Here is a 13,818-nt window from a genome sequence, read left to right on the forward strand (position 1 = left end):
TTATAAGCGTATTCTCTTACCGCCATTGAGGTACGTTGTGCAGGCGACTCGTAGCAAAGAGGTGAAGTTACCAAGTTCACCTCTTCTTTGAATAACCTCACGGTAGATTCGGGTTAGGAATTCAGCAACCGAGATATCAGATTCTCCGGCGATATCTTCGATCACTTTCCAAAATACAGCTTCAAGCCTGATACTGGTAACGACACCGTCGATTCGAACAGAACGAGATTTTAGTTCAAAGAGCGTGTCTTCTGCACCCGAATATATCTCACACATTTTGTTCTCCTCCGATAATGACACCGTATCAGCTTAATGGTTTCTCCAGACAAATCACTACATCTTTAGTCTAAAGCAACTGTTGATTGAATTGTGCCAGCCAAGCGGGATGAGCTGGCCATGCTGGTGCAGTAACAAATATACCATCAGTAACTGCCTGATCCATTGGGATATCCGCGTAGTGAGCACCAGCAAGTTCAACTTCAGGAGCACAGGCAGGATATGCAGAGATAGATTTACCTTGAATGATGTTGGCGGCGCTCAGTAATTGGGCGCCGTGACATATGGAAGCGATTGGTTTTTTCTCATTGGCGAATGCTTGGATAAGTTCAATCACACTGGCATTCATGCGTAAATATTCTGGGGCTCTTCCTCCCGGGAGTACTAACGCATCGAATTGTGATGAGGAAGCACCGTCGTAATTCGCATTGAGTGTAAACAAGTGGCCTGGTTTTTCAGTATAGGTTTGATCCCCTTCAAAATCATGGATGGCCGTTTTAATCGTGTCGCCAACTCGTTTATCAGGGCAAACAACACTGACGGTGTGCCCAACCATACCTAACGCTTGAAAAGGGACCATTAGTTCATAGTCCTCTACAAAATCACCAGCCAAAATGAGTATACGTGCCATGTTCAAATTTCCATATTGAGTTGAATGAGGCTCTAAGTTAACAATTCGTTTACATTCTGTGGTAGTAGTCGGTTACTACATTATGGAAATCGACAAAAAAGCCCGGCTTTCGCCGGGCAAATGTGTTCTTCACCTATAGGGTGCTCAATTTGAGCGTTAAGTAGGTAAAAGTGTTTACATCATTAAAGTGATAGAAACTCTTTCACCTGTTGAAGAACACGTTCTGCAGTGTCTTTGTCTTGCATTTCTGCAAAAATTCTTAATAAAGGCTCTGTGCCTGAAAAACGAGCAATGACCCAACCGCCGTTCTTAAAGTAGACTTTGGCACCATCGTCATAGCTGACTTTTTCAATCTCGTATTCGAATTCTGGCAGCTGCTTTTCAACGTATATTTTGTTGTAAAGCGCTTCTTTTTCAGACGCCTTGAATGTACAGTCGCCCTCGGCCGTGTAGGCGTATCCGTATTTGCCGTAGATCTCATCAAGCATTTCTGACAATTTCTTGCCTGTCACTGAGATCATTTCAACTAATAAACTCGATGCAAACACGCCATCTTTACCAAGAATGTGACCTCGAATGGTCAAGCCACCTGAGCTTTCACCACCAATCAAAGAGTCATCCGCTTCCATCTGTGAGCTAATATGCTTAAAGCCGACAGGAACCTCAAAGCTTTTCTCCCCGTGGTCTGCCGCAATTTTATCCAGAATGTGAGTCGTTGCGATGTTGCGAACCACAGAGCCTTTCCAGCCCTTGTACTCAAGTAAGTAGTAATAAAGCAGGATAAGAACTTCATTAGGGTGGATGAAGTGACCTTTTTCATCGATGATGCCCAGTCTATCGGCATCGCCATCGGTACCAATACCAATGTCGTAGCCTTCCGCTGCCACCAAATGTTTCAGACGATAGAGTGTTGCCGCATTCGGCGAAGGCATTAACCCACCAAAATCCGGGTTCTTACCATCATTGATAACGTCTACATCACAGCGACCATTAATAAGCACCGTTTGAAGTGCGTTTTTAGCCACACCAAACATCGGGTCAATGAGCACGCGTAGGTTGGCTTTTTTTATCGCTTCAATATCAATAAAATTAATAATTGAATCAACAAATGCGTTCATTGGATTGATAATGACCACAGACTTATCATTCAGAGCTTGTTCAAAATCGACCGACTTCACATCAGCTAGAGTCAGTTGGCTGATTTGGTCTTCAACTTTCTGAGTGATGATCTCATCCGCGTCTCGTCCACCTTCAATGAAGATTTTGATGCCGTTGTAATCTGCGGGGTTATGCGATGCCGTGATACAGGCTGAATAAGCACAGCCGATTTCTTTCGCTTGGAACATAACGATAGGGGTTGGGACAAATTTATCGATAAAGCTGACTGGAATATTGTTCGCTGCTAATACTTCAGCAAACCAACGACCGGCTTTATCCGAAAGAAAACGACGGTCATAGCCGACGATGAACCCTTTGTCTGCGACCTGTTCGTTATTAATGATATTTGACAGTGCTTGTGCAACGAGACGAACGTTGTCTTTGGTAAACTCTTCGCCAATAAATGCGCGCCAGCCACCAGTACCAAATTTGATCATGATTGAATCCTTTTAGATTCTGAACATACCTGCCTCTAGTATTGGAGGCAGGTGATGATCAGTCACGAGAGTGAATCTAGCGATTAGCCAAGAGTGACGATAACGTCGTTAACACTGCCATCTGCTTGAACTGGGATTGCACCTTCAACAGGTTGACCGTTAAGTGTCATTGACTTAACCCCTTTGCTTACTGAGCTTGGGTTTTCAACTTTGATGTTGTAAGTGGCACCGCGCCATTGGCGAGTCACCTCAAATCCAGGCCAGTCAGTTGGAATACATGGATCAACAGTCAGACCCTCATAGCCCACACGAACACCGAGAATAAAGTTGGTCACTGCGAAGTAAGCCCAGCCAGAAGTACCCGTTAGCCAAGGGTGATTCGCTCGACCGTGATCTTGGTGATCGCGTCCCATGATAAACTGAACGTATGAGTAAGGTTCTGCGATACGCTTATCGATCATGTCGTTTTGGTTGTATGGGTTAAGTGCATCGTAAAACTTCATTGCACGGTCACCACGACCTAGCTTCGCTTCTGCAACCCATGCCCATGGGTTAGGGTGAGAGAAGATAGCACCGTTCTCTTTAACGCCTTGGTAAACGCGTGTGACAAAACCGATGTCGTCGTTTGGTGTTGCGAACGAAGGTGCGTTTAGGTGCAAGCCATACTCTGAATATAGGTTCTCATCAACCGCGTCCATGGCTTTTTCACCACGCTCTTGAGACACCGCACCAGATAATACCGCAAGGGTATTTGATTCAAGGTGAATGCGACCTTCTGTCTGCTGAGCAGTACCGATCTTCTCACCGTTCTTAGTCAAACCACGAATGTACCAGCCACCTTCGTCATCCCATAAGTGAGTTTCACAGGCTTCACGTACGTTCGCAGCCATTTCGGTGTATTTAGCCACGTCAGCATCGTTACTACGGTATTTTGCTAAATCGAGGAACTCTTGCAGTGCCCAGAAATGTAGGAACGAAACCATTGACGACTCGCCACCACCTAAGTTCAAGCAGTCATTCCAGTCTGCACGCAGACCTTTACAGATACCTGTTTGACCCACGTATTCAGCAGAGAAATCAAGCGCTGCTTTCATATGTTCATAAACGGTTGCTTCGCCGCCATCTGCGTATGGAATCACTTCGTCAAAGAAGCTCTCTTCGCCGGTTTCCATTACATACTTACAAATCGTTGGAACGATCCACAGGTGATCATCAGAGCAGGTGTCATCAATTCCGTGGATCTTGTCATCATCTGATGGCGTAGGAACGACCGTAGGTGATTTTGATGGTTCAACATCGGCTTTCTCAGGATCAAACCAATCTGGATCAAAGAGGTGCAGACCGTAGCCCGCTTTGACTTGACCGCGTAATAGATCAACCAAGCGCTTGCGCGTCATTTCTGGGTTAGCATGAGGCACCGAAATCGCATCTTGCGCGGTATCACGGTAACCAAGACCTGTACGCCCGCCTACTTCAATAAATGAAGCAAAGCGAGACCAGACGACACATGTTTCAGCTTGGTATAGGGTCCAAGCGTTGATCATGGTATCTAGGCCTTCATTTGGCGATTTAACTTGGAATTTTTCACAGCGTTCATTCCAGTGATCTTTAATACCAGCGAAAGCCGCATCAACATTGGCAACGTCTTGGTATTTTTCACGTAGACGATCGCCATTGCCTTTACCAATACCCAGGATGTAAGCAAAACGAACTTCTTCGCCTGGTTGAATCGTAAACTGCTTATGTAACGAGCCACAGTGGTTGTAACAAGTTTGAGCACTGTTTGAGCATCGACCGTTTTCTACAGCAATCGGGTTCGCTTCATCACGGTAAAGACCTAAGAAGCTATCGCGTTGGCCATCGTATGAATCTGGGTCAAAGGTAGAAGCAAGGTAGTAGAAGCCTTCAAAGTCGTTGGTGTTGTAATACAGATCGTATTCTAGAACGCCATCTTTATATGCAGTCCCAGCAGAGTAAAGAGACATCTGGTGGTTTTGGTTATCCGATTGAATATGGCTAAATGAGAACTCAACAAACGAGAACGCGCTGATGGTACGTGGCTTGTCAGACGTGTTTTTAATCACCACATCCCAAACCTCTGCGTCTTCGCCTTTAGGTACAAAGAGCGTTTTCTCAGCAGTAATGCCGTTGTATTCACACTTGAATTTAGAGTAAGAAAGACCATGACGAACCTCGTAGTTCGCTTCGTCTAGGCTTTTAGCAACAGGCTGCCATGAAATTGACCAGTAATCACCCGTTTCATCATCACGAAGGTAAACATAGTGCCCCGGGCGATCAAACGATGCATTGGGTCTAAACTTAGTGACTCGGTTGTATTCCGGTGAGTTGTAGAATGAGTAACCGCCTGCATTGTGTGAAATAACAGTACAGAATTTTTCAGTACCTAGGTAGTTAGTCCAAGGTGCTGGAACGTCAGGTCTAGTGATGACGTATTCACGATTCTCATTATCGAAATAGCCGTATTTCATGGTTCTATCCTTTTATATAAGCTGTAAACTTAACAGCTAAACATCATGCTAGTGAAAGTGGTTAAGAGTCATGGTGACTCATCGATTTAGTCTTTTTTCCACGGTGAGCAATATTGAATGCCGTGCTTATTAAGCAAGGGTAATTGCCCTTTTAACCGGGTTAGATAATTATTCCAATCTCGTTGAGGTTTGTTGGTCCAACACGCTTCAGCCATAGCGGTTAAACGTGGGAATATCATGTAATCCATGCGTTCTTGAGTGGTGACAATTTCACACCAAAGTGCACATTGAATACCGAGTATGCGTTTCTTTATTGGGTCGCTATCAGGAATTTCAGCCAGTGGCTCATAGCGGTAAGCTTGCTCTAGTGGCAGAACATTTGCCCAGTCGACACCGGGTTCTTCTGGCGCGTAATCTTGTGCCATATCGAGATAGGTATGTTGAGCTGGTTGTAAAACAACATCAAACCCTTGCTTAGCACATTTCAGCGCCGCTTCTTCACTCAACCAAGAATAAATAACGGTTTCTTTACTGACTTTGTCCCCATGCTGAGCTTCTTCCCAACCCACCATTCTTTTTCCTAGTGAGCGTAGTTTCTTTTCAGCAAAACGAAGTAAGTGCCCCTGTAATTCTTTCGTGTCGGTATAGCCTTGCTGTTTCATTAGTGCTTGGCATTTTGCACTTTTTTCCCATACACCATGAGGCACTTCATCGGCGCCAATATGTACCCATTTTGATGGAAACAGTTCAGCCACTTCTTCAAGCACTCGCTCTAAGAACTCATAAGTCCCCTCTAGGCCGGGTGACAGCACGTTATCCGTATAGTTTTGAATGCTGCGATATTGAGATTGATCAGCACTGTCAACAAGAAGATCTGGCAATGCTTTGATGGCAGCACGGCAGTGCCCAGGAACATCAATCTCAGGGATGATGGTAATGCCACGTTGCTCTGCAAAGGCGATGACGTGTTTGATCTCTTCTTGAGTGTAATAACCACTATAAACTTGATCGATGTGACTAAATTGAGGCTCTAGAGCTGACTGCTGTGACCGACTTGCCCCGACGTCTGTTAACTGTGGAAAAGCCTTAATTTCAACGCGCCAACCTTCATCATCGGTAAGGTGCCAATGAAAGGTATTAAACTTATAGTGAGCCAGTTGGTTAATCAGCCGTTTGACTCGTTCAACGGGGTGAAAATGACGCGAGCAATCAAGCATCATGCCGCGGTATTTAAAGCGCGGTGAATCGCTGATTTTTACGTAAGGCGCGCTGAGTTGGTTATCTTCACTCGTTGCTTTTAAAAGCTGCATAAAAGTGGCGCTGGCATGCACAAATCCAGACGCTGAATTCGCTTCTAAACAGGCACCTGTTTGGTCAATGGTCAGCTGGTAATTACCCTCGTCAAGAATCGGGTTTGTTCTATATCGAATATCGCCTTTGCCAATAGATTGCATACTAAAATCAAACAGCGTATTGAGCTCAACTTGCAGCCAAGTTGCGGCTTCTTCTGCTCGGCTAGTGAGAAGTGTAATTTGACTCTTTTTATTGAATACGTAATGACCCGGTAAAACGTCTAACTTTACGGGCTGTGGAATGATCGCGATCTCCGCAGCAGCCACGTCAGGCATGTCAGCGCGTTTTCTGTGTGGTGAAGCCAGCGCGATAGGGGTTATAGCAACGCTATGGTGCTCATCTGTTTCGGCGTCAATGAGCACCGCACCTTTAAGGCCATCGGTATAAAAACGAAGTGGGGCAGTGTTGATGCTAAATTCACAATAAAAGTGTGCATTCGCTTTGAGGGTTTCTTGTTTTGGTGTTAACACACAGAAACTGCCAATTTGATTCAATACCCCATTGGACAAACTATCAGGCTGGATAAACCGATCCATAATAAAATTGAACGACCAATTGTTGATGTCTTGATCACTTAAATTGTGTAGCGTAAGTCCAAATCGGCAAAACTGTTTTTGCTCCGAAAGTACTGCTAAATCGACGCGGTAACTCATCATGTGGATCCTCAGTACAGGTTGTGCTTAGTATTGCCAGCAAACATTAACGCCCCTTCGATAGCATCAAACTGTGGCTCAACGATCCACTGCTGAACAGGGGGGGACAACCATGCAACGATACGCTGTGCGATGCTTCCCATGAGGCAAATTTGATTTGCTCCCTTTTTGTTCAGTGCGATTAAGAACATTTCTATATCGTTGGCTGTTTGTCTGAGCATCTCGATGGCAAGTTCATCGCCTTCATTTGCTAGCTGGAAAATAACCGGTGAAAACTGACCATAATCCTTTGGAATTGCGGTCTTTGACCATTCAACAATTTGGTCTACGTTGTTATTAAAATGCGACATAACATGTTGAGATAGTGCGGTGTCAGGGCGAATGCCATCTTGAGTCAAAAGCACTTGTTGAATGAGCCTTAAACCCATCACCGCGCCTCCCCCTTGATCTGAAATGGGAAACTCTCGACCTCCAACTACATGTTGCTGGCCATCCTTTAACAAAATGCCACAAGAACCCGTGCCACCAATCATGATCGCACCGTCTTTACCGTTATGAGCACCGACGCAAGCTCCGTACGCATCGGTGTTTAATGTGATGCTGGCAAATGGGTGTTCCAGTGCCATGAAGCTCTGCCAAGCCGATTTTTGTTCTGCACCAGCAAGGGCTAAGCCGACATGCATTGATGGGTAGTCGGCGTCAGTTAGCCCACCTTGCTGAGCCGCAGCTTCAATGGCATGCATAATAGAGGACATCGCGACATCAACCCCTAACAGGATGTTGGCACTGCCACTTTTTGCCTCTCCGACAAACTGGCCGCTTTGAGTGCGAATACGCGCACGACATGACGTACCGCCACCATCAATACCAACATAGAAAAGCGTCATATTATTTCTCTCCCGTTTTAGAAACAAAGTGCTTATATTGGTTGATTATGGCGAATAAATACCATGCTCCGTGTGGGATCCATTGTTCTCCCCAGCGCCAGTTTTGTAGCATGTCATCCTTTTGGCCGTCGGGATTGAAGGCGATGTCTTGTTCGTTATCAAAGCCTGCTGTGATGCCATTGCATACACCGCCTTTGGCATTGAAAAAGCCTAAATGAGGTAAGTAATCTGGATTATTGTGACCGTGACCATCCAGCATGCACATGTTGTAAGGGTTAAGGCCAACGACCCAGTTTATTGCGTTTTGTGCGTAGTCAGAAAGCTGCTGTTTGAGTGCGCTATCGTCGATGTGTTGCTGTGCCATAAACGCCATGCTAGCCAAGGATCCTAATCGAGCATTTTCACCTTGCCACCAGTAACCACTTTCATTTTTTTGTGCCACGAAAAACGCATCACGCTTCTCACCGTCGACCGATTTCACATACTGTCTTGGGTAACCAAATGGGTTAGACACTTTAGTGGATATAGTAAGCTCAAACTGACAAGCTCGGTGAATGACGTGCTTAATTTGTTCGATAAACTCGCTATCCGTTTCTATGTCAAGATATTCACATAATGCAATAACGGGAAGCCCCGCTTCAGCGGCATGGAAGTATGGTCGTGATGCATCTTGGTTTGCAGACCAGAAATATTCGATGTGCTCATCTGAGTGCTGTCTTGCGATCAAACGCTTTGCCCAAGCTCTCGATTCTGCGAGGTATTCTTGCTTATCTGTCGTGCGGAAAAGCTCGGTAGCAGCGACCAGTGCACAGTATTCATCAATAATATTTTCTTCACCATCATTGATGTATTGAGTGTTGTATTCGGTTAAGTGCCAGTAAGCGCTTTCTGCTGCCGCTAGGTAGTCTGCTTGTGTGAATTCACCGTGAATCTCCAAACGAGCCGCTGCCGCTAACGCCGCGATAGAGATGCCGCCGCCTTGACGAAAGCCTGCTTGATAGTCTTCACCTTTGTGCCCATCTTGAGTCTCGTAGGCACAAATTTCACGTTGCTTGACGTCTTTGCTCCACTTGTCAAAAACAGTCATGTAAAAAAATCCCTCAGAGTTTTGCATCCGAACTAAAAAGTCAGCACCAAACAAAGCCTCTTCCTTAAGGCGAGTGCGAGAAAATGGATCAAAACCTGAGTGATCTTCTAAAAGAGTTAACCCTTTCAACATGTTCCATACCACCATGGGTATTTGTTGAGGGTTTAAGTAGTTAGCGTAAGAGAGGTGGCTTAAATACTTGCTCACGTCTCCAGAAGCATCGTACCAGCCGCCATGCACGTCGGCAGTGACATTTGTGCCTAGCAGCGGTACTTGCTTATCTTGCTGATCATAAATTCCACCACAACGTTGGGATTTAAAGTAATGCAGTACATCTGAAAATGTACGTTGCATCAGAATCCCTTCCGATATTTCAAAGCTTTCTGACTGAGTGCCTTCAAACTCGATGTAGTAGTGCCCAGGAGTAACACATTCAGAGAAGTCGATAGTGTAGAAATAGCCTTGATGCCATTGCCCGCAACGCTCCCCGTTACTCACAGAAAGAGGTAATACATTTTGATGATCATTTGTACTCACAAGAGTGGCGGTCATTGAAGACAGCGTTGAAGCTGTTGTCATAATGATCGCTTGCTTGGCACCCTGTGTTTCATAACCGATATGGTTAGTGAGTAACTGCATCAAATATCTCCGAATTTACAATGACTATTTTGGTAGTAAGTTGAGCCTAGTGCGAACACCAGGCTGGATTAAGATTACGATTCAAATAAATAGCAACGGACAAAGTGATTGTCTGAAAGCTGAGTGACTTCAGGCAGGTGCTCTGTACATTTTGGCGTAGCATGAGTACAGCGGCCTGCAAATGGGCAACCAACAGAAGCCGGTGTCCAAAGAGGTATCTCACCCTTGTTGCCTTCTAACTTGGTATGGATCGATTTGCTAGGATCCGGCACGGCTGAAATAAGCAGCTTAGTGTACGGGTGCTGAGGGTTTGAGATAACTTCATCGGTATCGCCCCACTCAACCATGTGACCTACGTACATAACGGAGATATCTTCAGCAATGTAACGCGCTGTAGCGATATCGTGCGTGATGTAAAGAAGAGACATTTGTTTTTCAAACTTCATCTCTTCCATCAGGTTCAAAACACCAGCACGGATTGAAACGTCAAGCATAGATGTTGGTTCATCCGCGAGTACAACTTCAGCACCAACGGCAATGTTACGCGCAAGGTTGACACGTTGACGTTGACCACCAGAAAGTTGATGCGGGAATTTAGCCGCGGTTTCTTTTGGTGGAATCAGTCCAACTTGCTGTAAGAGGTCATGGACACGTTCTTCCAGCTCTTTCTGATTACCCGGCGTTACCTTTTTATGAATCAGCAACGGTCGAGCGATGTGGTGAAAGATGTTGTGAGTCGGGTTTAAAGAACCAAACGGGTCTTGCCATACCATTTGCACACCTTCACGGTAGTGCATCAGATCTTTTCTGGCGGTGATTTCTTGAATATCACGACCTTTATATTCGATCACGCCATTGCTAGGTGCGTACATTTTCGCGATCATTTTTGCTGTTGTTGATTTACCCGAACCGGATTCACCGACAACCGCTAGACCTCTTCCTTTGTACATTTTGAAAGAAACGTCGTTAATCGCACGCATTCTTGATTGTTTTATGGAGTTACTGTTTAGAGGGAAGTCTTTAACGACATTTTTCCCTTCAATTAGTAAATCACCGTATTGTTTGCTCATAATTGTCTCCAGAAACTTTTTTATTTTATCTTTTAATGCTTAGGCTTTAGCTTGAGCAATAGGCTCACCGTATAGGTGACAATTTGATAAACGATTAGGCTCTATTTGACGAAGCGACGTCGGTACCTTGGTACAGGCTTCGTGGACACGATCACAACGAGCTTGGAAGCGACAACCTTGCGGAATTTCTAGCAAGTTGAGTGGGCTACCAGGTATACCCGTCAATTTCGTTTTAGGGCCAATTAATGGAGGGAAAGAGCTAGATAACCCTTTAGTATAAGGATGGTAAGGGCTTTCCAGAATTTCTTTTGATGGCGCGACTTCAATCAGTTCACCTGAATACATGATGCCAATGCGGTCTGAGAATTCGACCATCAACGAGATATCATGGGTAATGAACAAGATAGCGAAACCAAACTCATCTTTAAGTGCATAAATCTTTTGTAGAATCTCACGCTGTACCACCACATCGAGAGCGGTTGTTGGCTCATCCATGATGATCATCTTCGGGTTTAATGCGAGTGCAATCGCAATAACCAAACGCTGACGCATACCACCAGAGAACTGGTGAGGGTAATCATTCAAGCGACTAGGGTGAATATCTACGATTTCCAGTAAACCTTCAGCACGACGTTTCGCTTGCTCGCGAGTCATGTTGGTGTGACGCATAATCACGTCGCAAAACTGCTCTTCCATGGTCAGAACAGGGTTCAGTGCGTTCATTGCACTTTGGAACACCATTGACATCTCACTCCAGCGGAATGCTTGCATGCGCTCGTCGCTGTATTGAAGAATATCTTCACCGTTGAAGATAACCTCACCACCGGTTATGAAAGCGGGCGGCTTGTGAAGGCGCATCAGCGAGAATGCAACGGTTGATTTACCACAGCCGGACTCACCAGCTAGACCAAATACCTCACCTGGTGCGATATCGAAGCTAACGTTATTACAAGCGCGAACATCGCCAGCATCTGTAATATAGTCAACACATAGGTTACGGATAGAAATGATTGGTTCAGTCATAATTATTTATCTCCGCTCCAAAGTGCGTTTTGTGGTGGAAGGTCTGGTTGACGCTCGGTTTTGTCTTGCTTAGCAAGTTTCTTCCAGCGTTTCATGCCTTTGTGTGAACGTAGCTGAGGGTTAGCAATTTCATCCACTGCGAAGTTAAGCAGCGCAAGACCAGTAACCAGTAATGTGATAGCGACACAAGGAGCCAATAGTTCCCACCAAGCGCCGATAAGCATTGATGAAGAAGTTTGGACGTTGTAAAGCATGATGCCCCAGCTGATGGTGTTTGAATCACCTAAGCCTAAGAACGACAACGTTGCTTCCATCATGATTGCGTACATGACAGAGCCGATGAAACTTGCACCTACAATGGAAACTAGGTTTGGAAGAATCTCAACAAAGATGATACGGAAAGACGATTCGCCCAACACTTCAGCTGCTTTAACAAATTCTTTTTCACGCAGTGCCAAAGTTTGCGAACGCACGACCCTTGCACCCCAAGCCCAGGACATAAAGCCGATGACTAAGGTTATGGTCATTGGCCCTGCCTCACCAATAAATGCGGCGACCACGAAGAGTAATGGATACTGAGGAATGACCAGCATGATGTTCATTGCTGCAGTCAGTACGTCATCCACTCGGCCACCAAAGTAACCCGCAGAGACACCAATAACTGTCGCAAGGAAACACACGGTAATACCCGCACCAAACCCTACCGCTAATGATACTCGTGCACCGTAGGCGACTTGTGACCAAACATCTCGGCCCATACGTGAAGTACCTAGTACATGGTCAGCCTTCTTAGACATGATCATGGTACGGCGATCGGTGGCTAGATTTTCTGCGACCCAACCATCTGGGTTTGCTTGTGCACTTTTGACAACGAAGCTTGGGTATTCATGTGGATTACCGGTTCGCTTGTCAGGAGCGTGTTTAGTGATTAACGGTGCAGCCAGTGCAATGAAAATGAACAGACTTAAAATAACGACACCGGTTAGCGCCATTGGATTGCGCCAAATGAGTTTTGCAAATTCTTTCATGATTATTTACCACCCTTACGTAGGCGAGGGTCTAAAACAACGTACAGCATGTCAGCAACTAGGTTAAAGAACAGCATGAATAGCGTCATGATAAGCAGTTGTCCTTGAAGAACCTGGTAATCACGAGCGTTAATAGCGTTGAATAGCACGCTGCCAAGACCTGGATAGTTGAAGATGATTTCGATGATTAGTTGACCACCGATAGCCATACCTAAAGACATAGATAATGCGGTAACACTCGGAAGCAGTGCATTTCGAGCCGCATAGTTAAAGACGACGCGGTTTTCTGAAAGACCTTTGCCTTTCGCCATCGTGATGTAGTCTTCAGCGAGAAGGTTAATCATGTTGTTACGCATGTTGACTAGGAAGCCACCAATTTGAACAACAGAAGCACAAATCAAAGGTAGAACAGCGTGGTAAGCCACATCTTTGATGAACTCCCAGCTTGTCCAGTCTGGTAATGTGCCTGCGGTATATGCGTAGCCTGTTGGGAACCACTTTAAGCCAATTGCAAAGGTAAATAGTGCAATCATCGCAATAACAACCTGAGGAACCGCTTGTAGAATAAGCATGCCTGGCGTAACAAAAGCATCGTATTTACTACCGCGTTTCCACGCTGCGAAGATCCCTAGAATCGAACCTAGTGAAAAAGATAGAATTACCGCAGTACCAGCTAGAAACAGTGACCAACCGAATGCGCCACCTAGCAGTGTATTTACTGATAATGGATAAAACTGGATGGATGTACCAAGTTCCCAGCTAAGAATGTTCTTCATGTATGCTGCGTATTGGACTAGTAAGCCTCCATCAACGAAGCCTAAAAGTTCTTTCATCGCTGCAATACGTTCAGGAGTAACTTGAACAGAAGCGTTTGCAAACATCATGGTAACAGGGTCACCAGGCATTGCTCTTGGAATAATAAAGTTTAACGTCGCTGCAACTAATAGTGCGACAAAATAAAATGACAAACGTCTAAAAAAATAACCCATAACTCACACCTTACTCACCCAGATTGTTTCCCTGTCTCTGGATTCAGGTCGCTCCTAGCGAAAATTTAGAGCGAAAAATCCCCTGACGACGAGCGCCA

At 45.3% G+C, this 13,818-nt stretch carries 11 protein-coding genes; all 11 read right to left on the reverse strand.

Annotated features, from left to right (window positions below):
• On the reverse strand, window positions 1–276 hold the full coding sequence (locus A1QO_RS10865) for a ribbon-helix-helix domain-containing protein (RefSeq protein WP_017036691.1): 276 nt from the start codon (window positions 274–276) through the stop codon (window positions 1–3).
• 70 nt (window positions 277–346) lie between these two features.
• Complete coding sequence (locus A1QO_RS10870; RefSeq protein WP_017036692.1) at window positions 347–907, reverse strand: DJ-1/PfpI family protein; 561 nt, start codon at window positions 905–907, stop codon at window positions 347–349.
• Between the two features lie 182 nt (window positions 908–1,089).
• The gene (locus A1QO_RS10875; RefSeq protein WP_017036693.1) at window positions 1,090–2,502 is read right to left on the reverse strand and encodes a phosphoglucomutase/phosphomannomutase family protein; all 1,413 of its coding nucleotides are present in this window, start codon (window positions 2,500–2,502) and stop codon (window positions 1,090–1,092) included.
• An 83-nt stretch (window positions 2,503–2,585) separates the two neighbouring features.
• Window positions 2,586–4,991: a GH36-type glycosyl hydrolase domain-containing protein gene (locus tag A1QO_RS10880; RefSeq protein ID WP_017037199.1), complete on the reverse strand. Its 2,406-nt coding sequence runs from the start codon at window positions 4,989–4,991 to the stop codon at window positions 2,586–2,588.
• 86 nt (window positions 4,992–5,077) lie between these two features.
• A complete protein-coding gene (locus tag A1QO_RS10885; RefSeq protein WP_026027089.1) occupies window positions 5,078–6,997 on the reverse strand; it encodes a beta-N-acetylhexosaminidase in 1,920 nt (639 codons plus the stop codon).
• 11 nt (window positions 6,998–7,008) lie between these two features.
• The gene (locus tag A1QO_RS10890; protein WP_017040798.1) at window positions 7,009–7,884 is read right to left on the reverse strand and encodes an N-acetylglucosamine kinase; all 876 of its coding nucleotides are present in this window, start codon (window positions 7,882–7,884) and stop codon (window positions 7,009–7,011) included.
• 1 nt (window position 7,885) lies between these two features.
• On the reverse strand, window positions 7,886–9,610 hold the full coding sequence (locus A1QO_RS10895) for a glycoside hydrolase family 9 protein (RefSeq protein WP_017040797.1): 1,725 nt from the start codon (window positions 9,608–9,610) through the stop codon (window positions 7,886–7,888).
• 74 nt (window positions 9,611–9,684) lie between these two features.
• Window positions 9,685–10,680, reverse strand: coding sequence for an ABC transporter ATP-binding protein (locus tag A1QO_RS10900; protein ID WP_017036698.1), 996 nt, complete (start codon window positions 10,678–10,680; stop codon window positions 9,685–9,687).
• Window positions 10,681–10,719: 39 nt separating this feature from the next.
• Window positions 10,720–11,703 (reverse strand): ABC transporter ATP-binding protein, encoded by a 984-nt coding sequence (locus A1QO_RS10905; protein ID WP_017036699.1) that lies wholly within the window; start codon window positions 11,701–11,703, stop codon window positions 10,720–10,722.
• A gap of 2 nt (window positions 11,704–11,705) precedes the next feature.
• Window positions 11,706–12,731: an ABC transporter permease gene (locus A1QO_RS10910; protein ID WP_017040796.1), complete on the reverse strand. Its 1,026-nt coding sequence runs from the start codon at window positions 12,729–12,731 to the stop codon at window positions 11,706–11,708.
• Window positions 12,732–12,733: 2 nt separating this feature from the next.
• A complete protein-coding gene (locus tag A1QO_RS10915) occupies window positions 12,734–13,720 on the reverse strand; it encodes an ABC transporter permease (protein ID WP_017036701.1) in 987 nt (328 codons plus the stop codon).
• Window positions 13,721–13,818: the final 98 nt, after the last annotated feature.

The organism is Vibrio genomosp. F10 str. ZF-129, assembly GCF_000287055.2.
Lineage (GTDB): Bacteria > Pseudomonadota > Gammaproteobacteria > Enterobacterales > Vibrionaceae > Vibrio.